This window comes from Pseudomonas costantinii (assembly GCF_001870435.1).
GTDB lineage: Bacteria > Pseudomonadota > Gammaproteobacteria > Pseudomonadales > Pseudomonadaceae > Aquipseudomonas > Aquipseudomonas costantinii.
This window is the reverse complement of sequence record NZ_MDDR01000024.1, coordinates 15,061-38,547: the sequence shown is the minus strand read 5'-3', so window position 1 is coordinate 38,547 and position 23,487 is coordinate 15,061. Positions and strand designations below refer to the sequence as shown.

At 58.8% G+C, this 23,487-nt stretch carries 38 protein-coding genes and 1 tRNA gene; 28 read left to right on the top strand and 11 right to left on the bottom strand.

Annotation, left to right across the window (positions count from 1 at the left end):
• Positions 1-93: 93 nt before the first annotated feature.
• Complete coding sequence (locus BFL40_RS12610; RefSeq protein ID WP_071483913.1) at positions 94-285, top strand: hypothetical protein; 192 nt, start codon at positions 94-96, stop codon at positions 283-285.
• A gap of 69 nt (positions 286-354) precedes the next feature.
• Complete coding sequence (locus tag BFL40_RS12605) at positions 355-1,140, top strand: hypothetical protein (protein ID WP_071483912.1); 786 nt, start codon at positions 355-357, stop codon at positions 1,138-1,140.
• Positions 1,141-1,310: 170 nt separating this feature from the next.
• On the opposite strand, the gene BFL40_RS12600 is transcribed toward BFL40_RS12605, so the two are convergent.
• Entirely contained in the window at positions 1,311-1,694 is a 384-nt protein-coding gene (locus BFL40_RS12600; protein WP_017479588.1) for a DUF6713 family protein, read from the bottom strand.
• A 185-nt stretch (positions 1,695-1,879) separates the two neighbouring features.
• Between BFL40_RS12600 and BFL40_RS12595 the strand changes: the two genes are divergently transcribed.
• From BFL40_RS12595 to BFL40_RS34325, 23 genes are all read left to right on the top strand, one after another.
• Positions 1,880-2,164, top strand: a complete 285-nt coding sequence (locus tag BFL40_RS12595) for a hypothetical protein (RefSeq protein ID WP_074851786.1) — start codon at positions 1,880-1,882, stop codon at positions 2,162-2,164.
• 21 nt (positions 2,165-2,185) lie between these two features.
• On the top strand, positions 2,186-2,362 hold the full coding sequence (locus BFL40_RS34085; RefSeq protein WP_159440218.1) for a hypothetical protein: 177 nt from the start codon (positions 2,186-2,188) through the stop codon (positions 2,360-2,362).
• 23 nt (positions 2,363-2,385) lie between these two features.
• Entirely contained in the window at positions 2,386-2,823 is a 438-nt protein-coding gene (locus BFL40_RS12590; RefSeq protein WP_071484298.1) for a hypothetical protein, read from the top strand.
• Complete coding sequence (locus BFL40_RS12585) at positions 2,820-3,011, top strand: hypothetical protein (RefSeq protein ID WP_071484297.1); 192 nt, start codon at positions 2,820-2,822, stop codon at positions 3,009-3,011. The genes BFL40_RS12590 and BFL40_RS12585 overlap by 4 nt, the downstream gene beginning before the upstream one ends.
• Complete coding sequence (locus BFL40_RS34080) at positions 3,008-3,145, top strand: hypothetical protein (RefSeq protein WP_162843024.1); 138 nt, start codon at positions 3,008-3,010, stop codon at positions 3,143-3,145. Before BFL40_RS12585 ends, BFL40_RS34080 begins: the two co-directional genes overlap by 4 nt.
• Positions 3,142-3,504, top strand: coding sequence for a phage protein NinX family protein (locus tag BFL40_RS12580; protein WP_071484296.1), 363 nt, complete (start codon positions 3,142-3,144; stop codon positions 3,502-3,504). Before BFL40_RS34080 ends, BFL40_RS12580 begins: the two co-directional genes overlap by 4 nt.
• Positions 3,505-3,626: 122 nt before the next feature.
• Complete coding sequence (locus BFL40_RS12575) at positions 3,627-3,941, top strand: XkdD/Y8K6 family phage-associated protein (protein WP_139213483.1); 315 nt, start codon at positions 3,627-3,629, stop codon at positions 3,939-3,941.
• Positions 3,942-3,984: 43 nt separating this feature from the next.
• Positions 3,985-4,725 (top strand): phage recombination protein Bet, encoded by a 741-nt coding sequence (gene bet / locus BFL40_RS12570; protein ID WP_218027738.1) that lies wholly within the window; start codon positions 3,985-3,987, stop codon positions 4,723-4,725.
• Complete coding sequence (locus tag BFL40_RS12565) at positions 4,709-5,341, top strand: lambda exonuclease family protein (RefSeq protein WP_071484294.1); 633 nt, start codon at positions 4,709-4,711, stop codon at positions 5,339-5,341. The genes bet and BFL40_RS12565 overlap by 17 nt, the downstream gene beginning before the upstream one ends.
• Positions 5,338-5,928: a hypothetical protein gene (locus BFL40_RS12560; RefSeq protein ID WP_071484293.1), complete on the top strand. Its 591-nt coding sequence runs from the start codon at positions 5,338-5,340 to the stop codon at positions 5,926-5,928. The genes BFL40_RS12565 and BFL40_RS12560 overlap by 4 nt, the downstream gene beginning before the upstream one ends.
• Before the next feature lie 69 nt (positions 5,929-5,997).
• Complete coding sequence (locus BFL40_RS12555) at positions 5,998-6,309, top strand: hypothetical protein (RefSeq protein WP_071484292.1); 312 nt, start codon at positions 5,998-6,000, stop codon at positions 6,307-6,309.
• A gap of 58 nt (positions 6,310-6,367) precedes the next feature.
• Complete coding sequence (locus BFL40_RS12550; protein ID WP_071484291.1) at positions 6,368-8,002, top strand: DNA cytosine methyltransferase; 1,635 nt, start codon at positions 6,368-6,370, stop codon at positions 8,000-8,002.
• A gap of 196 nt (positions 8,003-8,198) precedes the next feature.
• Positions 8,199-8,651, top strand: coding sequence for a hypothetical protein (locus BFL40_RS12545; protein WP_071484290.1), 453 nt, complete (start codon positions 8,199-8,201; stop codon positions 8,649-8,651).
• Complete coding sequence (locus tag BFL40_RS12540; protein WP_071484289.1) at positions 8,644-8,994, top strand: hypothetical protein; 351 nt, start codon at positions 8,644-8,646, stop codon at positions 8,992-8,994. Before BFL40_RS12545 ends, BFL40_RS12540 begins: the two co-directional genes overlap by 8 nt.
• A gap of 64 nt (positions 8,995-9,058) precedes the next feature.
• Entirely contained in the window at positions 9,059-9,328 is a 270-nt protein-coding gene (locus BFL40_RS33710) for a hypothetical protein (protein WP_139213484.1), read from the top strand.
• Positions 9,325-10,044, top strand: coding sequence for a hypothetical protein (locus BFL40_RS12535; RefSeq protein ID WP_071484288.1), 720 nt, complete (start codon positions 9,325-9,327; stop codon positions 10,042-10,044). Before BFL40_RS33710 ends, BFL40_RS12535 begins: the two co-directional genes overlap by 4 nt.
• A gap of 80 nt (positions 10,045-10,124) precedes the next feature.
• Positions 10,125-10,568: a hypothetical protein gene (locus BFL40_RS12530; protein ID WP_235864668.1), complete on the top strand. Its 444-nt coding sequence runs from the start codon at positions 10,125-10,127 to the stop codon at positions 10,566-10,568.
• 49 nt (positions 10,569-10,617) lie between these two features.
• Positions 10,618-10,905: a hypothetical protein gene (locus BFL40_RS12525; protein ID WP_071484287.1), complete on the top strand. Its 288-nt coding sequence runs from the start codon at positions 10,618-10,620 to the stop codon at positions 10,903-10,905.
• The gene (locus BFL40_RS12520) at positions 10,862-11,293 is read left to right on the top strand and encodes a hypothetical protein (protein WP_139213485.1); all 432 of its coding nucleotides are present in this window, start codon (positions 10,862-10,864) and stop codon (positions 11,291-11,293) included. The genes BFL40_RS12525 and BFL40_RS12520 overlap by 44 nt, the downstream gene beginning before the upstream one ends.
• A 36-nt stretch (positions 11,294-11,329) precedes the next feature.
• Positions 11,330-11,557, top strand: a complete 228-nt coding sequence (locus tag BFL40_RS12515; protein WP_071484285.1) for a hypothetical protein — start codon at positions 11,330-11,332, stop codon at positions 11,555-11,557.
• 36 nt (positions 11,558-11,593) lie between these two features.
• A complete protein-coding gene (locus tag BFL40_RS12510) occupies positions 11,594-11,788 on the top strand; it encodes a hypothetical protein (protein WP_071484284.1) in 195 nt (64 codons plus the stop codon).
• Complete coding sequence (locus tag BFL40_RS12505) at positions 11,775-11,972, top strand: hypothetical protein (RefSeq protein WP_071484283.1); 198 nt, start codon at positions 11,775-11,777, stop codon at positions 11,970-11,972. The genes BFL40_RS12510 and BFL40_RS12505 overlap by 14 nt, the downstream gene beginning before the upstream one ends.
• Before the next feature lie 2 nt (positions 11,973-11,974).
• Complete coding sequence (locus BFL40_RS34325; RefSeq protein ID WP_074851441.1) at positions 11,975-12,220, top strand: helix-turn-helix transcriptional regulator; 246 nt, start codon at positions 11,975-11,977, stop codon at positions 12,218-12,220.
• On the opposite strand, the gene BFL40_RS12500 is transcribed toward BFL40_RS34325, so the two are convergent.
• The 3 genes from BFL40_RS12500 to pvdQ all read right to left on the bottom strand — a co-directional run bounded on the left by BFL40_RS12500 (position 12,217) and on the right by pvdQ (position 15,897).
• The gene (locus BFL40_RS12500; RefSeq protein ID WP_071484282.1) at positions 12,217-13,194 is read right to left on the bottom strand and encodes a tyrosine-type recombinase/integrase; all 978 of its coding nucleotides are present in this window, start codon (positions 13,192-13,194) and stop codon (positions 12,217-12,219) included. The two genes, BFL40_RS34325 and BFL40_RS12500, sit on opposite strands and share 4 nt — an antisense overlap.
• A 136-nt stretch (positions 13,195-13,330) precedes the next feature.
• Positions 13,331-13,404, bottom strand: a tRNA-Cys gene (locus BFL40_RS12495).
• A gap of 213 nt (positions 13,405-13,617) precedes the next feature.
• Positions 13,618-15,897 carry a bifunctional acylase PvdQ gene (gene pvdQ / locus BFL40_RS12490; RefSeq protein ID WP_071484281.1) on the bottom strand — a complete coding sequence of 760 codons (2,280 nt, stop codon included), beginning with the start codon at positions 15,895-15,897 and terminating at the stop codon, positions 13,618-13,620.
• Positions 15,898-16,134: 237 nt separating this feature from the next.
• Between pvdQ and BFL40_RS12485 the strand changes: the two genes are divergently transcribed.
• On the top strand, positions 16,135-16,515 hold the full coding sequence (locus BFL40_RS12485; protein ID WP_071484280.1) for a fe2+ zn2+ uptake regulation protein: 381 nt from the start codon (positions 16,135-16,137) through the stop codon (positions 16,513-16,515).
• 1 nt (position 16,516) lies between these two features.
• On the opposite strand, the gene BFL40_RS12480 is transcribed toward BFL40_RS12485, so the two are convergent.
• Entirely contained in the window at positions 16,517-16,711 is a 195-nt protein-coding gene (locus BFL40_RS12480) for a hypothetical protein (protein ID WP_053255884.1), read from the bottom strand.
• Between the two features lie 172 nt (positions 16,712-16,883).
• On the opposite strand from BFL40_RS12480, the gene BFL40_RS34075 reads away from it, so the two are divergent.
• Complete coding sequence (locus BFL40_RS34075) at positions 16,884-17,021, top strand: hypothetical protein (RefSeq protein WP_162843025.1); 138 nt, start codon at positions 16,884-16,886, stop codon at positions 17,019-17,021.
• A gap of 48 nt (positions 17,022-17,069) precedes the next feature.
• Here the strand turns inward: BFL40_RS34075 and BFL40_RS12475 are convergent, their stop codons facing one another.
• From BFL40_RS12475 to BFL40_RS12455, 5 genes are read right to left on the bottom strand one after another with little or no spacing between them, the layout of a single operon-like run.
• Complete coding sequence (locus BFL40_RS12475; protein ID WP_071484279.1) at positions 17,070-17,840, bottom strand: ABC transporter permease; 771 nt, start codon at positions 17,838-17,840, stop codon at positions 17,070-17,072.
• Positions 17,837-19,036, bottom strand: a complete 1,200-nt coding sequence (locus tag BFL40_RS12470) for an ABC transporter substrate-binding protein (RefSeq protein ID WP_071484278.1) — start codon at positions 19,034-19,036, stop codon at positions 17,837-17,839. The genes BFL40_RS12475 and BFL40_RS12470 overlap by 4 nt, the downstream gene beginning before the upstream one ends.
• Entirely contained in the window at positions 19,023-19,826 is an 804-nt protein-coding gene (locus BFL40_RS12465) for an ABC transporter ATP-binding protein (protein WP_071484277.1), read from the bottom strand. The genes BFL40_RS12470 and BFL40_RS12465 overlap by 14 nt, the downstream gene beginning before the upstream one ends.
• Positions 19,823-20,884 carry an acyl-CoA dehydrogenase family protein gene (locus BFL40_RS12460; protein WP_071484276.1) on the bottom strand — a complete coding sequence of 354 codons (1,062 nt, stop codon included), beginning with the start codon at positions 20,882-20,884 and terminating at the stop codon, positions 19,823-19,825. The genes BFL40_RS12465 and BFL40_RS12460 overlap by 4 nt, the downstream gene beginning before the upstream one ends.
• Before the next feature lie 52 nt (positions 20,885-20,936).
• Entirely contained in the window at positions 20,937-21,497 is a 561-nt protein-coding gene (locus BFL40_RS12455) for a carboxymuconolactone decarboxylase family protein (RefSeq protein ID WP_071484275.1), read from the bottom strand.
• 102 nt (positions 21,498-21,599) lie between these two features.
• Here BFL40_RS12455 and BFL40_RS12450 point away from each other — a divergent pair, with 102 nt between their 5' ends.
• Complete coding sequence (locus BFL40_RS12450) at positions 21,600-22,505, top strand: AraC family transcriptional regulator (RefSeq protein ID WP_071484274.1); 906 nt, start codon at positions 21,600-21,602, stop codon at positions 22,503-22,505.
• On the opposite strand, the gene BFL40_RS12445 is transcribed toward BFL40_RS12450, so the two are convergent.
• A complete protein-coding gene (locus BFL40_RS12445) occupies positions 22,502-23,413 on the bottom strand; it encodes a LysR family transcriptional regulator (protein WP_071484273.1) in 912 nt (303 codons plus the stop codon). The genes BFL40_RS12450 and BFL40_RS12445 overlap by 4 nt on opposite strands.
• Positions 23,414-23,487 lie beyond the last annotated feature (74 nt).

Sequence of the window (23,487 nt, the reverse complement as noted above, 5' to 3'; positions counted from 1 at the left end):
GTGACCGACGCCAGTAGCGGGTCACGGTGGAAAGCATCACTGAGCAGCCTTCTCGCGAGGGCTGCTTGGGATGACAACCAAGAGGAATTCACCATGGCTATTCGTAACGACAAAGGTCAGTTCGTCAGCACCCAGCAAGCGCTCGCCGCGGACCTTCAAGGCTTCATTGATGACTGGACGCACTGGGCCAAGCAAGCGCTGCGCGGCGGTGACAAGACTGAAGCCGCTCGCTGCATGGCCGAGGTTCGCGACTGCCGCCAGAAGCTGATCGCGTTGACTGCATGACGGACCTTTTCACTTCTGCCACCGCATCGGTGGCAGCGGGAAAACAACCCATCAAGCACGGAGCCTCAAATGAGCGAACAAACCCTTCAAGCGCTGCTTGCCGAGCGCGTCACTGCATACGCCCAGTCAGACCGCCCGCGCGAGCTGATCGACGAGGGTATCGAGAAGCTGTTCAAAGAAGTTGTTAGCGACACCTTCCGCTCCTATGGCGATTTCGGCGGAGCCATCAAGGAGGCTGTCAAGGCTGCGTTGCCGGCCAACGTCTCCGACGTGTTCGACCTTCAGCGTTACAACGCAGTAGTGGCGAATGCGCTTCGTCAGCGGTGGGAAGCGGCTGGCCTGGGCGCAATCATCTTGGAGCAGGCGGACAAGTCGATCACTGAGGTGCTTACCGGCGATGGCCTGATAGCTGGCGAGGTATCGCTGAAGGCCCTGCTCGACGAATTCATCGAGCATCACAAGGACAGCGCAGCAGAAGGCCAATGGGAGCGTCCGGAAATCCGTATTGAGGAAGGAGACGGCAGCTACTCACACAAAACACTTCACATCTACTTCGATCCGGAGCCAGAAGGCAGTTACCGGAGCAGCCACTACTCGTCATCCTCACGCAGCAACTACAGCCTGAAACATGCTCTGCACGTGAGCATCAAAGGCGAACGTGAAACCGGCGATCGCTGGAAACCAACCATCGCCTTTGGCGAGGTCTACAGCGCAAAGCTGGATGACAAAAAGCTAGCCATTAACATGCAGGTTTATTCGAAGTGGGAGCGCATGTTGGCAGCCCTGTACTTCGGCAACGCAATGCTTTTGATCGATTGCGATACGGATGACCTGAGCTACGGAATTTACGACTGAACAACCAGCGCCAAACGTGAGCCTCACGTTAACTGCCCGATCCTCTCTATGAGAGCGCATCGGACTGCTCTCCACCTTTCACGGCAGGCTTGAGACTGTTCAAGAACCTCCACCGGAAGCCTGAGAGCAGTCCGATGCGTACGAAGGCGCGGCCTAGCCGCTTAAACGCATCAGATCGCAGGAGAGTCAGCAAGCCTAGCATCGTGATTTCGGGTATTGACCAGCAACCATATCGAGCTGATCAAACAAAGAATTATGACGGCAATAGAAGCGGGCAAATGAAACTGATGCGCGCCAGCCAGAGCGAGTCCGGCATGGATAACGAATGTCAGCGTACCTAAACCAGCGCAGATCTTGGCAAAGAACGACGCGCGACTCGTGCCCAGTAAAACATGCCGATACCCAATCATTAACACGGGTATGACTAAGGCATTGAAGAGCAGAAAGCCTTGAACACCACCGGGCAAGAAAAACAACTCCCACTCGCGCCAAAAGGCAGCATCTATCTGATGAAGGACCAGTAAAAGCATCGTCAAAAAGTAGCTTCTTTCCATTTAAGCAGCCCCATAGGGAAAGTAATGATCATCCATGTATGCAGCGCTTGGATGATATTAGCTGCCAAGACAAAACGCTAATGCCCCTGTGCGCCTCTACCCGTCAGCACTCCTCCCCGCGCCCATCGGCAACCAGCAGGAATGAGGGCTGACGAATACAGGTGAACCAACGAATGGAGATAGTCATGAGCAAGCCAAATGGCGGTGCTGCGTTCCCAGGTACATACACCGCGCGCTCAGATCAAGGTCGCGGACCGGTAACCGAGTTTCACGACAAGGGCATGAGCCTGCGCGACTACTTCGCGGCCAAGGCCATGCAGGGAATGCTTGCGGTGCCAGACGATCAGCGTTACGGCGACCGCGCCGACAAGTCATTGACTGTCGAGCAATGGCAGCAGTGGTGCGTCACTGGCGTTGTTGAACACGCATATAGGGTCGCCGACGCCATGCTCGCCGCCCGTTCCGCCTAACCCCAAACACTGGAGGTCGCCATGAGCGACAAGAAATGCGAAGCCGATCATAGCTGGCGTCGTGTAAGCCAATGGCGCAGCGATCCGGGCGCCGTCAGTGGAACGGTTCACTACAGCTATCTGGAATGTCGGGCGTGTGGTGAAGAAGACCACAGCCATCCGAATCCGGAATCCTACGCATGTGAGCCTGAAGATTAAAACCCGCCACCCTGGAGGCAACCATGAACGCAGCATTGAAGATATGCCAAGAGCGTTACGACGCTCAGTTGCCTCCAGAGATCAGCGAGGCGAACCCGGAACAGGAATGGCTGGAACACTCGGCCGAGCAGTTGGTGTGCGGCATAGACATCAAATGGAAGCGCCGCTACGGCCAGCCGCAGGTGGTGACGTTCGACCGGTTCTGCACTTACCTGCAAGGCCACCTGAACCAGCGCCAGATCGACGGAATGGACCAGCGCGACTCATTCGCCAGACTGTTCCTGTCCTCGATCCTCGGCAGTCAGGCGGATTCGCGCGGCCACGCTGCTGACTTGATCGGCCAGCCACGCCCCATCGAAGCCGCCGAGAAGATCGCCACGGACCTGCTCAGGCCCTATGCCGAAGAAGCTGTAGCAGCGGAGCGGGAAGCGGCCGAAGACGACGTGGATGCCGACCTATGAGCCCGCACATCCTGATCGACGAGGCCCTGGACACTATGACCCATCCAGACAGCCCAGAAGGCTCTCAGCACATCGTCCTGAACATGATCACCAACATGCTCACCGGCAACGTGATCACCACCGAAGAGTTCAACCACTACTGTCAGCGCCTCCTGAAAATCACCAGGCAGCGCAAGGAGGCCGCATGACCATCATCGCCGGATCATTCAAAGGTATCGCCGAGGCCCTGAGAAATCAGGGTTTCTTGTTTCTGGCCGAAGTGAAATGGATCGAGCAGCCTTGCAAGTGTGCGGGCCGCTGGACTTGCAAGGTGGCGATGTGAGCGAGTTCGTAGAAGTGAAGACGCAAGATCTTGTAGGCACGGCACTGGAATGGTCTGTGGCAAAGTCCGCTGGCTGGGTCAACGCAAAAATCGTTACTCATGAAACCCCAAGCAAGACCTATTACGAGATCCGCACACCGTACGGCACGAGGCTTCAGCCTTCTCTTGATTGGAGCCAGGGTGGTCCATTGATCAGCCGCTGCGTAACTGCGCTGAACCAGTCGGGTACTGAATCATGGTGGGCGCATGCGGAGGGTCATTTGGGCACTGGCGAAACACCACTCCTCGCCGCCTGCCGTGCAATTGTCGCCTCAGTCCTTGGCGATACCGTCAGCGTGCCAAAGGAGCTTATGTCGTGACCAATTACCAAAGAGCCAAGCGCTACTGCTTCTGGCGCGGTTCTGCCATAGCACTCGCATTCTTTACTGTCGTGATGTTGCTCGGCGCGCTCGCTAATCGAATCACTCAATAGGTGGAAATCATGAATAATCACACGCCTGGGCCTTGGGTAATAATCCCCGGTGGTGACGAATGGTCTAGTGGACGAATAGCGACCATCGAGCCAAAGCCGGAAACCATGGTTGATACCAACTACTGGACTTTGGCCGAAGTGAATTATCGCCGCGACGAATATTTGGCCAACGCCAAGCTGATCGCCGCCGCTCCTGAGCTGCTGATAGCCCTCAGGCTTGCACTTGATGCGCTGGCCCACTGCGCGGCTGACAAGGGTTATCAGAGCCTCCAGAACAAAGCAGCCCACGCAGCTAATAGTGCCATCGCCAAAGCCACCCAATAACCCCCTTCACAGCGCCCCTCTCCGGTGGCGCGGAGAGATAGTCATGTCCGCAACCAACGTAGCCACAATCAAACAGAAGAGCCTGTCTGGCCGAATGGCAGAGCGTTTCGGCGTAGATCCTCAAGAAATGATGGCGACCCTCAAGGCCACGGCGTTCAAGGGTCAGGTCACCGACGCACAGATGCAGGCTCTGATGATCGTCGCCGATCAGTACGGCCTGAACCCATGGACCAAAGAGATCTACGCCTTCCCGGACAAGGGTGGCATCGTCCCTGTCGTCGGGGTCGACGGCTGGGCCAGGATCATCAACGAGAACCCAGCGTTCGACGGCATGGAGTTCTCGATGGACAAGGACGGCACCGAGTGCACCTGCAAGATCTACCGCAAGGACCGTGGCCACGCGATCAGCGCAACCGAGTACATGGCTGAGTGCAAGCGGGGAACGCAACCCTGGCAGTCCCACCCTCGCCGCATGTTGCGCCACAAGGCGATGATCCAGTGCGCGCGCTTAGCATTCGGCTTTGCCGGTATCTACGACCAAGATGAGGCCGAGCGGATCGTCACGAATGACGTTCCAGCGCCGTCTATGGATGCTGGGCCAGCCATAGAGACCATCCGTAACGCTCAGTCGATGGAAGAGCTGCAAGCGGCCTTCACGGCAGCCTGGAAGGATCTACCGACCGAGCGCGCCGCACTCACCAAGGCTAAGGACGAGCGCAAAAAAGAGCTGTCCGAGCCAGTCGATGCTGATTTCGAGGAGGTGCAACATGCAACAGGGGAGTGATGAGTGGATTCGCGCCCGCCTGGGCAAGGTCACGGCCAGCAAGGTAAAGGACGTGATGACCAAGGGTCGTGGCAAGGAACCATCGGCCACCCGCCGTAACTACATGATGGACCTGCTCTGTGAGCGCCTGACCGGCAACCAGAGCGGCCCTGACTTATCCCGCAATTTGGCAGTACAGCGCGGCACTGAGCTTGAACCGGTGGCCCGGTCGGCCTACGAGATCGACAAGGGGTTGATGATTCAGGAGGTCGGGCTGATCGAACACCCGGTTATCGCTGGGTTCGCAGCATCGCCGGATGGGGTTGTCGGCACTGACGGTCTGATCGAGATCAAATGTCCGCACACCGCTACCCACATCTCAGTGATCCAGGCCGGGCGCCACGACAGCCAATACGAGTGGCAAATGCTTGCCCAGATGGCTTGCACCGGCCGTAAGTGGGCGGACTTCGTGAGTTATGACGACCGCCTTCCAGAGGAACTTCAATACGTCTGCTTCCGGTATGAGTTCGACTTCAAGCGCGCCCGCGAGATGGAAGCTGAAATCAAGGCCTTCCTGGAAGAACTGGCCGACCTTGAGAAGGAAATGCGGGAGCGGATGAGGAGTAAAGCAGCATGATCAGCATCCTCCGTAACGAAGTGGAACGGCTGCGCCCTGCTCATGATGAGCTGGCTGCACAGATCGCCGAGTTTGTGGCGGCTGGTGGCGAGATAGAAGTGGCCGAGCCGCCACCGCCACCGAAGGCTGTCGTATATGTACCCCAGACGCCACCAGCGCCGAAGCCATTTGTTCGGCGTCGTGCTGAAACGCCTCCGCTGCCTTATGCACCACTCGACGCCAGGCACGACCGGCGCGCAGAGAAGGCCGAGCAGGCAAAGGCCTTGGCACCAACGCATACCCAAAGCGAAGTCTCGATGGCTCTCGGAATGACAAGTAGAACGCTAAGGGAGCTGGCCAAGGATTTTGGTTTTGAGTTCAAGCGTTCGAATCACGGCGGTTACAACGGGCCTGAGCGCAAAAAGGAAATTGCGGCGCGCGACGCCAAGTTCGCAGAGCGCATCAAGACCTTCAAGGAGCTTGGAATCACTAGGCGCCAGGTCTGCGGGAAGCTCGCCATATCCAACGCGACGCTGGTACGCATCCTGACTGAATACGGAATTGACTATCCGAAGGCATCTTTAGGGCGTCGTTCATGCGCCGCATAGCCCGCACCCAACAACGCAAACGCCAAACCTGGCTCGCACTGCCGGCCAGCGGAATAGAAGAGGTAGGCCATGGCTGCCGCGCAGAAAGAACGATCGGCAAAGACTGCGGCGAGGCGAAAGACTCGCGGCGAGGAAGAATTGCGACTCCACACCATGGCCGGCACCCGCCAAGCCCTGGCTGACCTGATGGCCTGGCACGGTATTGAGGAACAGGGCGAGGCCATGACCTTGATGATTCACCACCTGCACGGCCTTGGCCCCACAGGGTCAGCCCAGTTTCTCGATCCTCCGCGACACAGTTATGAGATGTCCGAAAACGTGTCGGCAAAACTGCAGCTCGCCTACAACCGAGAATCCCTTCGCATCTGCCACGACGAATAACCCACCCTACTCGCTGCATCCGGTAACGCGGAGGGCGGCGCCTGACTGGAGATACACCGTGGAAATAACTTACGGCTCAGTTTGCTCCGGAATCGAGGCAGCTACGCAAGGGTGGCACCCGCTGGGCATGCGCGCCGCATGGTTCGCCGAGATTGAGCCATTCCCCTCGGCGGTCCTGGCCCACCACTACCCCGACGTGCCGAACCACGGCGACATGACCAAGCTGGCCGCCCTGGTGCTAGCCGGCAAGATCCCAGCGCCGGACGTGCTGGTCGGCGGCACCCCGTGCCAGGCCTTCTCGGTCGCAGGAATGCGCGAAGGCCTCACCGACCCGCGCGGAGCCCTCACCATCAAATATGTGGAGCTTGCAGATGCAGTTGACTATGTTCGAGCCGGCCAGCGAAAGCCCGCCAGCGTCATCGTCTGGGAGAACGTCCCCGGCGTCCTCAGCGACAAAGGGAACGCCTTCGGATGCTTTCTTGGCGCGCTTGCTGGGGAAGACTGCGAACTGCAGCCTCCAGGGAAGAAATGGCAGGACGCTGGTTGTGTGTATGGACCCAAAAGAACAATCGCGTGGCGGGTCCTGGACGCCCAATATTTCGGCCTGGCCCAACGACGCCGTCGTGTGTTCGTTGTCGCAAGTGCTCGAGGCGGGTTCGATCCCACCGAGGTACTTTTTGAGCGAGAAGGCGTGCGCCGGGATACTGCGCCGCGCCGAGGCCAGGGGCAGGACGTTACCGGAACAGCTCCTTTCGGCCCTGCGCTCCAGTGCGGAGAAGGATGCGAGTACGTCTTTCCCGAGCAGTTAGGTGCCTATGGCTGCCCGAGCTGCGAAGGCGACTTCGGTCCAGCCGTATCTATGTTCGGCGGCATCCCCGCCTTCGGCGCCGGGCGCATGTCTGGCTCTATCGAGAAGTCTGGCACCCTCACCCATCACGAAGGCCGCAATGACCTGGACAGCGAGACATTCTTTGTTCAGGAAAAGCCGGTCAATGCACTCACCGCCAACGGCGTCGGGACATGCGGCGCAGACGACAATCAGGCCCAGGCCGGGCACTTGATCGCAGGCACACTCAACGCCAACGGCAAGGCGGCTGGCAGCGCGACCAGTCAGGACGCTGAATCTGGCCTGTTGGTGGTGCATGGTACGCAAGACCCCTGTGTCAGCGACAAGCTCGCCTTTGCACTGGGCAGGAACAACGGCCAGGAAAATGCAGTGCTGGCTTTCTCCTGCAAGGATCACGGCGCTGACGCAGGGGAGATCGCCCCCACCCTGCGCGCAATGAATCACTCAGGCAGCCATCCCAACGCCGGTGGTCAGGTGGCCGTGTGCATTACAGGCGACATCACACACACCCTGAAAGCTGAGGGTTTCGACGGAAGCGATGACGGCACGGGGCGGGGTCAGCCGATTGTGGCTGCTTTGTCTCCCACCTTGCGAGCGGGCAACATGCGTAACAACAGCAACCCGGCGACCGAGGCCGACATGCTCGTTGGCGGATCTCAGGTCCGGCGCCTCGTTCCAGTCGAGTGCGAACGCCTTCAGGGCATGGCCGACCACTACACCCTGATCCCCTGGCGCGGCAAGCCTGCCAGCGAATGCCCGGACGGCCCCCGCTACAAGGCGATCGGCAACAGCAAGGCCGTCACCGTGGTTCGCTGGATAGGCCGGCGGCTTCTGCAACAACTCTGAACTCCCCCACTCCACCGACCGGGCATGGCCCGGCAAGGTGCTTCCCATGATCCGCCAATACCGATTCAGCGAGCTAATGGCTCGACTGACCAATGACGAGTGGACGGTCATTCAAGATGCCCGAGGCAATTTTGTGTTTATGCCGGTTGCCTACAGAGGCCGTCGGTTGTGATTTCTGATTATTTGGAGGTGGGTCATGAGTGAAGTGAAGAGTTGCAGGGTTCTCCTGGTAATTGACGACAATCCGCTAAACAGCATTTGGACTCAGGTTTACAGATCTGCCGACTTCGACCGGGTAACCGCCGAGCGTGACGCCCTGGCCCAGAGCCTGAAGTTTGCAGAGGAAGGCTCCCAGTCATTTGCCGAGGAATGCGACGCCCTGCAACAGCGCCTGACCGCACCGGATGAGCGGGCGGATGTGCTGGAGGGGTTGTTGCGTGACGTATCCGAAAGCGTAACCGGTCGCCAAGGTACATTCGCCCGAATTCCTGCCGACTGGTTTGATCGAAGGGACGCCGCACTCAAGCCAGCAGAGGCTGCCAAGTGTATGGCTTGCGACGGCAAGAGATCAGTGTGCATTGATTGGGAATCTGGTGCCTGGACCGAATGCACTGACTGCGCAAAGTCGGCGGAAGGTAAAGATGAGTAAGGCAAAGCTGGAAATGGCATACCGCTCACTTGCCGCAACCGAGGCTCGTGAGTCCGTATTGAAACTGAGAATAGAGCGCTTGGGGGCCGACCTGATCCAGGCCAAGGAGGATGTCGCCAACAACCTGTCGGATGCAAACAATGGCGCATCGCTGCTTGAGGAGGTGCTTGAGTGGTTCGATGACGGCGTCGGGCGCAGCCCTGAGGAATGCAAGTTGATGCGCAGGATCGGAGACTGGCTGGGTCGAAGCGTTGCAGAAATCAAAGATAGCAGTGACGAGTGCGCCCATAGCGAGGCGAACAAAATTGGTTGCCCCGAGTGCGGTTCGTTATTCAAGCCGTGACCCAACTCCCCGCCTACTGCTGGTGCCTGCTGGTACTGGTACAACTGATTTGCTGAGGTGATTTATGAGCAAGGAAGAAATTCCAACTTGGTTCCCTGGTTGCGATGAACCGAAGACATTTGGCGATGCTCGTGGGCAGCTTGCTGATGCTATGCGGATTATTTGGGAAATTCGAGCGGGCATGAAGCCGCCAGTGGGCTGTCGCTACCGTCGCGATGACCACCCTGATCGCATTTGGACTTACCGCGAAGGTGTTGCAAAAACGCCATGGGCTGGCTGGGAAGTTGAGCCGCTCTATCTAGCAATATTTCCAGATGAGGTAGCCAAGCCATGACCACCAACCAAACGATTGACGGCGTGCCGCGTGCGTATGCGGATCTTGAGCGAATCAATATCCACGGCGAAGCAGATCGTAAGGGCGAAGATGGGAAATGGATCAAAACCTGGAAGGAGCGACAGCCAGGGAAAACCATCTCCCATCACTCAAGAGCATCAGGCCTGTGGAATAAGATCTCCGCCAGGTGCTTGGCCGTCGGTCAATACCAGCGAGGTAACGCTGCATATATCGGCACGACCAATGGCTTTGATGACTTTCAGCAGTTTGCCGAGTGGTGTAACACCCAGCCAGGTTATTCGTCGTTCGATGCCGAAGGCTTTCGATTCGAAATCGACAAAGACATCCTCGTTCCTGGCAACAAGGTCTATTCCGCTGGCACCTGCTGCTTCGTTCCAAAGCGCATAAATTCACTTCTAACGTCATCTACCGCCGCACGAGGCGAGTACCCGCTTGGTGTTTCCTATGTGAAGCGCCGCGGCGTGTTCATGGCGTACTGCAAGCATGGCGGCAAGATGAAACATCTCGGCCATCACGCCAGCGCGGCTCAAGCACATGCTGCCTGGCAAGCCATGAAGGTCGCCATCATCACCGATGCCGCTATGGATTATCGCGCTATGGACGGATCATCTGTACGCGTCTACGAAGCGTTGATGTGGCGAGCAGCAAGAATTGACCAGGACAAAAGGAGCGGAACCGAAACTCTGCAGCCCTGAGCTGAAACGCCTCAACCCCTCTCTGTAACCCCTCCCCCTTCAAAGTCAGCCGCTATAGCGGCAAGGACAGGTATCGCCCAATGGAAACTACAGACGCTGTAGAGATTGCTTTCGTCAATGGCGCGTCGGCAGCTTGCGGCTGCAAATCCAGGTTCAGCAGTGGCGGCGGCGAGTATTCGGACGTGCACTTCGTAACTCTGTGCGGAGAGCACAGCGGGAACAAGCCTTTCGGGCCGGTCGAGGTAAAGCGCGACGCGGATGGCTGGTGGTATCACCCAAACATTCCGAGTTTTGGAGATGGTGAAGACCCCGCCCCGTATATCGCTTGGACGAAAGAGCAATGCCTCGAGCTGAAAGGCTGGCACCTCGGCGACGAGCTGGACAGCCACCCTTGTGAAGATGGCGAGTGCCACTGCAATGGCTGGAACCCTGGATCGCCCGGGCCTGAGTGGTTCCTGATGGGGATCTTCGATACGGATGACGGCCCGTATGTCCAGTGGGCGCGCCGGGAGGTGACGCCATGATCGCCACCCTCTGGTTCGCCTACGTCTTCATCTACAAGGGGCCGAGGCCATGAGCAAGCGCCAACCAATGCAGCCGGTTGAAATAGCGGCTGATCGAGTCGTCAGGTTCAAGAAGAACCAAATCATCTGCGATATGCAGGAACTGTGCGCAAAGCACGGACTTGACCTGAACGACATCGCCTGTCGCGAATACTCGAAGGATGATCGCTCGCAGCTCATGCAGTTGATCGGCTACAGCGTTTCCGGCTATGGCGACCTCGACTGCTCTAGAGCTAAGCATGTCATGCGCGCCGATGAAAAAGCTGACGCCCTTCAAAACGCCGTACTTTCGAAGTAACCCCAATCCCCCTACATGCCTGCCGGTGAGCGGCGGGCGAGGTATTCCTGTGCTCAAACAAATCGGAAAACTCATCACTGAACCGTTGCGCAAGGGTGACAAGAGCCGGCCGCTGCGCTGGCGTATGGGAATGCGGCTGAACCACATCCACAACGACCTGCACTCCAAGCACCCGAAACTCTGGAACGCCATCGTGATGTCGGCCAGAACGCTTATCTGTAAGCCATTCGGCCATCGCTGGACCAGGTTTGAAGCGGTGAAGTACGGCGACTTTGGTAACTCCAGGACCTGCAAGCTCTGCCGCATCAGCCACGGGCAACACCGCGGCGTCGATACCTACCACGAAACCCATCGCCAGGGCGGCTGGAACAAGATCGCCAAACCCTAACCCACCTTCTGCCGCCCAGCGCGGCAAGGACACCACATGAAACCCTTCATACGTCCCCTGTTCCTGCTGGGCGCCGCGCTGTACCTGGGCGTCACGGATTACTGGTTTGGTCGTGCGGTACCGGCATTGCTCGCGACAGGAAGCGGCGCAGAGCAGATAGGCGCATTCCTCGGCACCGTAGCGTGGCTGCTGCTGACCATCGCTATCGCCATCTTCGCAGTGATCCAGTTCGTGAAGCCCTCTCGACCCACCAGCACCAAATAACCACAAGCCTGCCGGACACCGGCAAGGAGCTTTGTCATGTCTCGCATTGAAGAAATCGAAGGCTGGCATCTGGCTGATGAGTTGATCAAAGCCGGCCGCCAGATAGACCCGATCCTGGGTGGTGTAGAGCGCGTTATCGAGAACATCGAGCGCACTGCTTCGGTACGGCCGGAGAGCTACCGGGTGGGGATTCAGAAGCGCATCGAGGTGGAACGCCATGGCCTGCTTTGACATCCACGAACGCCGGCAGGACGGCAGCGTCGGAAAGCTGCTCGACGTGATCGACCGCACACCTGAGCGCAGGAAATCCGGCCTATTCATCGAATTCGACGGCGAGATGTTCCAGGTACTGACCGGCATCCGCAATTTTATCACTGTGACGACTGAGCGCTGGGCGCAGGTGTCGGGGAGGTAACAATGGAGCCTGAAGTAATCCACATCCCAGAGCTGGCCAAACTGCTTGGCCGCTCTGAGTCGTCTATTCGCAGCGCTCGCCAGGCAGGCGCATCGTGGCTACCCCCGTTCTTCAAGCAAGGTAGCAGGATATGCTGGCGCGTCAGCACTGTGAGACGGTTCTTGCAGGAGTACGAGGAAGGTCGGCACACCCCGGCGCGACCTGGGCGGAAGCGCCAGACACCACCGACGCTTTCCCGCGTCAGTTAACCGAGCTTGTCGGCCAGCGTATCCGGGCACAGATGGGTGTACCGTTTGAGCATCCCCATGGTTTTGTGTCCCGTGATACTGGCGGCCTCCATAATCGAAAGACCCTTTTCAAACAGGCGTGACGTACCCTCATGCCGCAGGTCATGGAAGTGCAGATCTTGCACCTTGGCTGCACGGCAGGCCCGGAGGAAATACTGGCTGACGGAGTGCGGGGCGAGGGAAAACACTTGCCCATCTATGCGAGCCGGAAGGGACTCAAGAAGCGCGCGTGCACGGATCGACAGCGGCACCAACCGGCGACTGCCGTTTTTGGTGTCTTCCAGTAATGCATGCTTTCCCTTGATGTGTTCGCGGCGAAGCGTCAGTAGCTCACCGCGCCGCATTGCCGTCTCGACGGCCACCTCAATAATCACTGGCATCTCGGCATGGATTTCTCCAGCGGCCTTGAGCACGGCCTTCAACTCGGAAGCACTTGGTCGGCGGTCACGCTCGCGGCTACCTTTGGGCATCCTCAACTTCGCCACCGGGTTGCTCAATCCCTCAATTCCCCAATCCTTGATAGCCACCGTATATAAATGGCTGATCAGCGCCAGAGATAGGCGCACGGTATTGGTCGAAGCACCTTCGGCCAAGCGCGCGTCACGGTACTCGGCCAGGTCGGACGACCGAAGTTCGGCCAACGACTTGCCGCCGTACTTACCATCGGACCACGTCTTGATTCGGGTCAGCTCCTGGCGCGCCCCCTTCTTCTGCGCAGATACTTCCCGTGCATAGCGCTCTAACGCCTTCGCGACAGTGGTGGCTTCCGCCTCCCTGGTATCGACGAAGCGCTTGCGCGACATATCCCCCTCGATTTCAGACGCCCACCGTTGCGCCTCAGCCTTCGTGTCGAACGAAGCCGAAAGTGCCGGATATCCTTTTTTGCGGATCTTGGTCCGCCATGTCCCGTTGGGACGCTGTTCAATAGTCGCCATGCAGCGGATTTTGCCGTTCGTCCCTGGGACATGCAAATTATCTCAGTGTCCCAGGATTGTCCCAAATGTTCGGATACGTAAAATCCGCAGGCACAAAAAAAGCCCCGCAACCTAATGGCTGCGGGGCTTTCGAGAGTGGAGGCCGAGGTCGGAATCGAACCGGCGTAGGCGGATTTGCAATCCGCTGCATAACCATTTTGCTACTCGGCCTCAAACGATCAATGCCCTTACCGCTGACATTCACCGTATATAAACTTGAGTGGGCTTTGTGAAGCCTGCCTCTACTCTAACTCATTGAATGCATTGAAGTTTTTAATGCTTCGTTGCGTTCGATGGGCGCCATTATGTACTCATTTGCTTATGCCTGCAACCCCTTGATTTCAAAAATATTTCGCAGTGGCATCAAGGGGTTGCGTGCCCGCCCTACTCCTTAATGACCTGCTCCTGATACTGCGGGTCAGCCTTGATCTGAGCTTCGGTGAACGGTAATGGGCGCAGTTTTTTCTCGGAAAACGCTTGGGTCTGGTCCTTGGAGTATTTCGACGCGGGATCACTGGACTGGGAGAACGCGAGTACGCCCAAGGCTTGCGGGCCTTTGTCGTTGAAGGTGACGATTTGCAGGTAGCTGCTGCCGCTGACTACTTCGCGTTTGCCGTCGGCGCGGGGCACGGTTTGCATGGCGTTGTAGATGCCCAGTTGTTGCGGGCCACCATGGATCGGGGTTTGGCCACTGACTTGGATATCGCCCCAGCGCGTCAGGCTGAGTTTGCTTACGTCTGCCGTCGAAACGAGCATGGCTTCGCGCAGGGCCTTGGCGACAGGCTCACGGTCGATGGCCAGGCCGCGTGGCGTGGTCAACGGCTGGGCTGGGTCGAAAGCCACACGCCAGGCGTCGGGGATTTGCTGCAGGTGTTCCACGATATTGATGAAGTGCACCAGGCCCACACCGCTGTCGAGGTTGGCGTGCTGGTCCCAGTTTTTCAGGCTGCTGCACAGTGACTGCAAGGCAGTCGCGTCGCTGCCCAGGTGCTTGGCGCAAAACGCTAACAGGTCGGGCATTACCTGGCCGGCGAGGTACACCTCGTTGTCCATCACCATGTTTTGCAGGTCTGCCACGCTGATCGGCTGTTTCTCCAAAAAGTGCAGACGCTGTACGGCGAAGCGGGCGCGAGGGCCGAGGCCGATGTGGTCTTGGCTGATCACAGGTGAGAAACCCGTCAGCGGCGCTTTGGGGTTAACCAACCACGCCGAGTCATTGGAGTGTTGTACGTAGTCGGTGCGCTCCAGTTGCGGCAGTTGGTCGGCAGGGAAGATCCCGGCCTGCGCCGCACGCGGGTCGACGTCCCAGGCGCAGGCGCTGTGGGCGCCGTCAAGCATGATCAATTGCAGTCCGGCGCGCGGGTCGCTGCATTGCGCCAGTTTGGCGGCGCTGACGTTGGGCACCACCGACAGGTTCATGTACAAGCTCTGGCCCTGGTCATCCGCGGCAACGGTGTTAACCCAGGGGATGCCTTGCAGGGTGTGCACTGAGGTTTGCAGCTCTTTGAGGCTGGTGGCGCGGTTCATTGAATACCACTGTTGCAGCACGCGGTCGTTGCCCAGGTTCGCGTCGCGCAGGCTGAAAGCGTAGTGGCTGTCCCAATCCAGTTTGCCGGGCCATTGCACCACCGGGCCGAATTGCGAGCTGTAGACCACATGCGGCTGTGCCTTCAGGCTGCCATCGGCTTGCTTGACCTTCACGGTTACCGTGGTTTTATCCAGGGGGACAGATTGACCGTCCAGCATGTACCGGGTGGAGTCTTGTGGATCAAGGGTCAGGCGATACAACGTGAAATGCTTCGACGTGTCGACCGTATGCGTCCAGGCCACATGCTGGTTGAAGCCAATATTAATCACCGGCAAGCCCGGCAAAGCTGCGCCCATCACATCCAGTTGGCCGGGGATGGTGAGGTGCATTTCATAAAAACGCATGCCACCGACCCACGGAAAATGCGGGTTGGCCAGCAGCATGCCACGGCCATTAAACGAGCGATCGCGGCCTATGGCTACGGCGTTGCTGCCACGGTCCAAAGCGAAGCGCTGCTGATTGGCAGCCGCCAGTTCAAAGGCTTTGCCGTTGGGTTGTACGCTGGCAGTGGCTTGAGGGGGGGTAGCGCCGACCAGAGCTTCGGCGAATTGGCCGACACCACCTTCCACCAGCAACCTACGCGTGAGCTTTACCAAGTCCTCAACGCCGAGAGGCCTTACCCAGGCCGCCTGGCACTGCGTTGGTGCGCCCTGCTCTTTCAGATAGCGGTTATAGCCCGCCACATAGCCTTCAATTCGCTGCTGTATCTGCGGGGTCTGTGCTTTCCAGAACGTCGCGACAGCCTCTGGGGGGTTCAGCCAGGTGAAAAACACATCACTGACAAGGTTGTTGCGCTGTTCCAGGGTCGACTGCTCAGGGCCGAAGTATTTGGCCCGTTCACCGCTCACGGTAATGACTTCGTTAGCCAGCAAACACAGGTTGTCCTGGGCATATGCGTAACCGATGCCATACCCCAGGCCGCGCTCATCGGTGGCGCGAATGTGCGGCACGCCAAACGTGGTGCGACGGATATCCGCCGATGTTTGTGTCACCTGCTCTCGCGCCGATGCCGCCAGGCTCAACCCCAGCAACACCCCGGCAACACACACCCTGGACAACCCGTTGGAAATAATCACGCAAGCTCCACAGTCAAATTGAACACCCTCACAAGGGGCAGTTACCCTTGCGTAAAGACGCATTCAACCGGGAATAATTTAGTCACCCGTCACGTTCATTCAGGGACGCCCTGCTGTGACAAATCCGACACTGACAAAATTTCTACATCCGGCACTTCATGATTTACCTCGCTCGTTCGTCTTATTGACTAAGAGCGCCATCATTTTCCTGATCAGGCTCTGATAAGGAGTTTTTGCATGTACAACTCGCAACTGCCCACGGACGGACATCCAGCGACTGCCGACGCCACGTTTGGCAGCGGCGCAGAAGGGTTCGGCAAAGCGCCCGAACAGCAAGGCAACCAGCGTATTCGCCATTTACTCAAGTGTTTCGGTTTGCGCACCAGCCTGATTCGGCTGAAGGTCATCGACGCCCTCCTCACGGCAGCCGACAACAGGCGCACCTTGGGGGTACGTGGCGTGCACAGCCATTTGCTGGAGCTGGGCATCCCGTTGTCGTTTCTCAGCGTGCGTGAGGTGCTTAAGCGCCTGTGTAGCGAGGGCGTGATCACCCTCAATGCCGATAAAAGCTACAGCCTCCATGAAGAGGCTGCCAAAGTGCTCGACGGTCGCGCCTGAATCAGAAGTTAGGCTTGACCTTGCGGCGCATGATGCCGTTGATCACCACCACGGTCACCGCCACGGCAATGGCGATGTACTGGAACGTTTTCTCGCTGATTACCCCAGTGTTCTGCAAGTAGGACAGGCCGAACATCGTCCCCAGCACCACCAGGGAAATCAGAATCGAATATTTCAAACGTTGCTTTTGGGTCATGACGGGTTCCTGAACCTTAAGAATGTATCCACTTTGTATCGCCGAACATGCCAAGCACATACCCGGTCGCGGGGATGGATTGGGGTCGGCAGGGTCCTATGTTACAGGCGATGTAAAACTTTGGCTCGTCCAACGCCTGATTGACCCTGTGAGTACCCTAGAGGATTTTCAAATGTTACGTCGAATCACACTGCTGATTCCCTTGCTGATCATGCTGACCATGAGCGGCTGCTTCTTCTTCCCCCGCGGCGGCGGTGGCGGCTGGCATGACCACCGCTATGACGGCGGCCCAGGCTACGAACGCCGCTGATCACACCTTTGTCTCGCTTTCCAGGTCGGAAAGCGAGACATTCCAGGTTCAGCCCGCGTGCACCCACCGCTGGTGCAACCAACGCGCAAACGCATCCAGGGCGAATCCCAATAGCCCGATCAGCAACACCATCGCCATCAGCTCCGAATAGGCCAGCCGATCACGGGTATCGAGGATGTAATACCCCAACCCCGCACTGACCCCGAGCATTTCGCACGGCACCAGCACGATCCACAAAATACCGATGGCCAAGCGCACGCCGGTCAACACATGCCCCACCACCCCGGGAATGATCACCCGACGCAAGGTTTCCCAGCGCGTGGCACTCAGGCTTTTGCTCAATTGCAACCAACGTGGGTCCAACTGACGCACGCCGGCAGCGGTGTTGAGCATGATCGGCCACACGGCGGCAAAGGCCAGCAGGAAGTAGATCGGCTGGTCCCCTACCCCCATTAACATCACCACGATGGGCATCCAGGACAATGGCGAGATCATCCGCAGAAACTGAAAAGCCGGCGTGGTGGTCGCTTCCAGGTTGCGCGAACTGCCCACCAGCAGTCCCAGCGGCACACCCACCAGTAATGCGAGAAACAACCCGACAAAAATACGTTTCAGGCTGACAGCGATGTGCAGGTACAGCTCGCTGCGCCCAAGCAATTCACACAGGCTGCTGAAGGTGGCGGCCAACGAGAAGCGCGCCGACAAACCGTCGGCCTCGCCAAACACTTTCACCCCAAGCCACCACAGCACCAGCAAACCTGCCAAGCCGCTGATACCCAGTAACCAGCCCGGCCATGCGAAGGTTCTGCCGTTGTTCAAACGCCAATCTCCTCGTGCCGCTCATAACCGTCCGGCAAACCGAACGTCTTCATGCCGCCCACGGCCTCGATGGCGTTGCGCACAAAGCGGTCGTCCACCAGGTCTTTGGCGACATACGCCGGGTCGAGGTCGGCGAGGAATTTTTTGTCGCCTTCGATCAAGGTGTCCTTCAAGCGGCGCACCAGTTCCTCGGTGTAGCTGGGGAATGGATAGGGTTGGAAGTCGATGCGGTGTTCATCCCAATGTGCATGCTGGATTGCACCATCGGCCAGGTAGGCCGCACGGTCGCTGGCAGCCGGTGCGAGGACTTTGCTCAACACGGGTTCCGCATGCGGCGTGTAGCGGTTCGGACCGTCCTTGGACAAAAGCTTCACCGCCTCTTCGCGGTTGTCGCGCGTCCACACCTGCGCCTTGACGATGGCATTTACCACTTTTTGCGACCATTCCGGGCGGTGGGTCAGGTCATGCTCGTGCATGAACACCACGCAGCACGCATGGTTGCGCCACACATCACCGGTAAAACGCTGCACGCGACCGACCTTGAGGTTTTCCGCAAGGGCGTTGAACGGCTCGGCGACGATGTAGCCATCGATGCGTTTGCTGGCCAGGGCGGGCGGCATATCCGATGGCGGCAACACGATCAGGTTGACCTCGTTGGCGGCAATCCCACTGCCGGCAGCACGCGCCACTGGCGTGAGGCCGTTATCGCGGAACAGTTGCTGCACCACTACGTTGTGGATCGAGTACCAGAACGGAATCGCCACTGACTTGCCGCCCAGTTGTTTTACGTCGGTAATGCCAGGCGATACGGTCAAGCCTGAACCACCGACGTGGTTCCAGGCGACTACTTTAGCGGGCACTTTACTGCCGTAGCGCGCCCACACCGTCATCGGCGACAACAGGTGAATCACGTTGACCTGCCCGGAAATAAACGCCTCGATCACCTGCGCCCAACTGCGCAGCAGCACTGGGCGCTCCGCCTTGATGCCTTCAGCTTCGAACAGACCATTGTTGTGCGCGACCAGCAGTGGCGTGGCATCGGTGATCGGCAAATAGCCGATGCGCACCGGCGCATCCGGCTCGTTGGCGGCGCGAGCTTGCAAACTGCTCAATAGCGGCAAGGCACCGGCAGCGCTGAGCACCGCCGACAGTTTGAGAAAGTCACGGCGCGAGTGGGTCAAGTCATCCAGACACATGGCTAGGCTCCAGCAGTTCAAGGGGGTTGGGTTGAGGGCGGCTCGCCTGCCGTAAGGTTTTCAGAATGTCGATACGCAGAGCGCCGATGGCCTCAACCTGTTCTTCACGCGGTTGCGGCAGCTCGATTCGCCATTCGCCCAACGTCCGCGCCGGGCGGTTTCCCAGTAGCAGGATGCGATCGGACAACAGCAGCGCTTCATCAATATCGTGGGTGATCAGTACCGCAGCCGAGCCCTGCTCGCGATTGACCTTGAGCAGCAGGTGCTGCATGTCGGCACGCGTCACTTCATCCAGCGCACCGAACGGCTCATCCAGCAGCAATACTTGCGGTTGACGCGCCAGGCAGCGGGCCAATGCGGTGCGCTGCGCCATACCGCCGGACAACTGCGCAGGAAATTGCTGACGGGCGTGTTCCAGGCCGACCGCCGCGATGGCGTGGTCGACACGGTGGCGCCGTTCTTCAACACTCAAGTGCGGCTGGCGGGCGAAATCCAGGCCGAAGGCGACGTTCTTTTCCAGGTTCAACCAAGGCAACAAGCTGGGGTCTTGAAACGCCACCGCCACACGTGGATGAGGGCCACTCAACGACTCGCCCAACACTCGCACACTTCCACCCTGCGGCGCCTGAAGGCCAGCAAGCACTCGCAGCAGGCTGGACTTGCCGACACCGCTGGGGCCAAGGATCGACACCACTTCACCGGGCTGCAATTGCAAGTCAAACCCTTGCAACACGGGTCCGCTGGTGTACCCCAGGCAAATACCCTGGGCAGTTAATACCGCCTGACTCATAGAGTGGCCTGACGCTGCAGTTCGGTGCGCAATTGCACCAGGCTTGGCGTCACGATCGGTACGAAAGCCGACTCACGCCAGCGCCGCGCAAAACCACTGCCGTGGGCTGTGAGGTAGGCCTTGCCGCCGCTGGCTTGCAGTTCAAGCTGCACGGCGCTGGCGGCGGTTTCTGCAAGAGCAATACGCAGCTTGAACAACGGCACCGGCTCCACCGCAAAACGCCCGGCCAACAGGCCTTTCTTCAGGTCGTTTACCAGGTGGTCCAGTGTCACGCGCAGCGCTTCCAACTCTTCGCGCAAGACCGTGCGGCTCGCCCCCAGGTGGTTAGCCACTTCCGCCAAGGAGCGACGCGCCAAGCCAATCGACATGCCACATTGCAAGCCAAGAAATGCTGGACGTACGGCCGGCAGAAACTTGCGCGCATCGTCGTGCAACAACCACTCACGGCTCAGCTCCACGCCTTCCAGTCCAAGTGCTGCCGTGTTGCTCGATTGCAGCCCCAGTAGTTCCAGATCACGAGAGCGTTGCAAGCCCGCTACCGAATCGGGAATTGCCAGGATAAACGGCGCGCCGCCTGCGGCATGCTCGATCGCGGCAGCCGCGACAAACCCATTCTTGCGCAGGTTGGTCACCCAATGCAGGCGCCCGTTGAGGGTCCAGCCGTCGACCGTCGGCTCGGCGCTGATTTGCAGCGTCTCGATGCCCGACAGAAACTTCATCGCATTCGACAGCCCTGTGGCCCCGGCCAGCTTGCCACTGAGCAAGTCCGGCATCAGTTGCTCACGCAGCCGCTCATTAGGGCTTTGCAGCAGGTATTCGATAAAGGACCGCTGGCCCCAGCACACAAACGCCGCCGCCAGGGAATGACTGGCGACATTGGCGATGGCTTCCACCGCGCCGGTCACATCACCGCCCAGGCCACCGAACGCTGTCGGCACACCAATACGTAAAATATTGGCCTCTGCCAGCCTTGGCAGCACTTCCTGTGGATCGCAACTGCCCACATCCAGGGCCTGCGCTTGAACATCGAGCCAACGGCTCAAGATTGGGTCAAGCATTCATGTATCTCCTTGTTACAGCAGGTGGAACATCACCGACGCGTGCGCGCCTTCAGCTTGCCGGTTTTTCCCAACGGTATTGCGCAAGCTCCGGGTTCAGCGGGGTGCGGGCAAACACATTAGCGAAGTTGCACAAGGTTGCCAGGCTCACGCCCAAAATAACTTCCAGGGCCTGGCCGTCGGAGTAGCCGGCGGCACGGAACGCCTCAAACCCTGCGTCACTCACATCACCCCGGGTGGCGATCACTTCACGGGTAAACGCAGCGAGTGTCTCATAGCGGGCATTCGGCAGTTCGCCGCGTTGGCGCAAGGCGGCAATCACCTCCTCCGGCAGCTTGGCCTTGTTGCGTGCTACGGCGGTGTGACCGGCGACGCAAAAGTCGCAACCATGGGTCGTGGCGGCAATCAGTTGCACCACTTCGCGGTCGGCCAGGCTCAGCTCCGCCTTGGCGTTGAGGCCGGAGACGGTGATGTAGGTTTCCAGCGCAGCCGGTGCGTTGGCCAATACGGCGAGCAGATTGGGAATGAAACCCGAGCCTTTCAGGGCGTTTTCCAGGAAGGGTTTGGCCGCTTCCGGCGCAGTTTCGAGGGTTAGCAACGGTACACGGGACATGGAGTGGTCTCCTGATGGGTTCGTGTACCCAGTCTGTTGGTTATAAAAAATCGCCTCAATAGGCTAAAGTAGCGATTACTTGCTCTTGAGTCTTTCCATTAGATGAATTCGTCCAGTGCACTTGTCGATTGGTTATTAGATAGCCTCGAACTCAACACCAGTTTGTTTCATGTCGGCCGCTATTGTGGCGGCTGGCATGCGAGCACCCATGGCCTGGCCAGCGCGAGTTTTCATCTGATTGTGCAGGGCGAGTGTTGGCTGCATATCGACGGTGAATCTACACCGCAACGATTGAACAATGGCGATGCCGTGTTTCTGTTACGTGACTTGGTGTATCGGCTGTCCGACGAGGCTACGGCGGCGGGCGCGCAGGAATGCCCTCGACGTCCGATGTTGCCGCTGGACACCACAGCCAGCGACGGTGTGGGATTGGTCTGCGGCTTCTTTCATTTCCAATCCGGCTTGTCGGCAATGATCGTCGACACCCTGCCCGCCTGGATCATCCTGCGTGCCGGCGACCCATCGCTGACCGCCGCACGTAACCTGTTCGAACTGATCCTGCAAGAATGTGAACGCACTCCCGCGCCCTCTTCCGCCTTGCTCGAACGTCTTTGTCACCTGTTGTTTCTGTATGTACTGCGTCAGCAAGTGCTCGACAACACTGACCTCGGCGGCCTGCCAGCGCTGGGTCGGCAACCGGCGTTCGCCAACCTGCTGGAGCAACTGATCGCGCGCCCGGCAGAGCCCTGGACACTGGAAAGCATGGCGGCCTGCACCGGGCTGTCGCGCTCGGCGTTTTTTAAACGCTTTAACGAGTTGTGCGGGCAATCACCCGGGCAAGTGCTGTTGATGATGCGCATGCGCCATGCCTGCCAGCTGTTCAAGGCAGACCAGACTGTGGCGGATGTGGCGCCGGCAGTGGGTTATCAATCGGTGGCGGCGTTCACTCGCGCGTTTCACAAGGTTACCGGGCAACAGCCGGGGGCTTATCGCAAGGCTCAGGCTTAGCGCTGCAACCCCGTGCCAGAGCGGGCACAGAGTTCCACCAACCAATCGATAAATACCCGAACCCGTTGTGACAACTGACGATGGGGCGGATACAGCGCGGTCAGCGCCATTTTCGGCGGCGCAAGGTGTGGCAGCACTTCCACCAATGTGCCCTCAGCCAACTGCCGCCTGGCGTGGTAGTACGGCGCCTGGATCAACCCATAACCGGCCTCGCACGCGGCGAAATAACCGTCGGAGCTGTTGACGGCGACTACCTTCGGCAAATTGACTTCGCGCAGCTCAGTGCCCACCTGGAACTCCAGGCCGAAGCGCTTGCCGCTGGCGCTGGAGACGTATTCGACCATCTGATGTCCTGCCAACTCGTCCAGTGCACTGGGCACGCCGAAACGTTCGAGGTAGCCGGGGCTGGCCAGGGTCAACTGATCCATCATCGCCAAAGGCCGGGCGACCAGTGATTCGTCCAGGGCCAAGCCGCCACGCAGCACGCAATCCACGCCCTCACGAATCAGGTCCACCGTGCGATCGTTGAGGCCGATTTCCAGCTCGATCTGTGGGTAGCGCGCAGTGAACGTCGGCAGCGCGGGAATCACGATCAATCGACCGATCCCCGACGGCATATCCACGCTCAAGGTGCCGCGTGGGTTTTGCCGCCGGGTGGAAAACACCGCCTCGGTTTCCTCCAGGTCCGTCAGCAACTGTACACAGCGCTGGTAATACGCCGCGCCGTCCAGGGTCGGACTGACCTGGCGCGTAGTGCGCTGCAACAGTTGCACGCCGAGGTGCGCTTCCAACTGTTTGATCAGGATGGTCACTGAAGCTCGCGGCAGTTGCAGGCTGTCGGCCGCCTTGGCAAACCCGCCCAGTTCAACAATCCGTGTGAACACGCGCATCGCGTTAAAACGGTCCAAGGGCCGACTCCTCCGTGGATTATTTAGATATTACGAATAGTGATAGTGGTTTTAGCCGGTTTATCCCAGTTTTG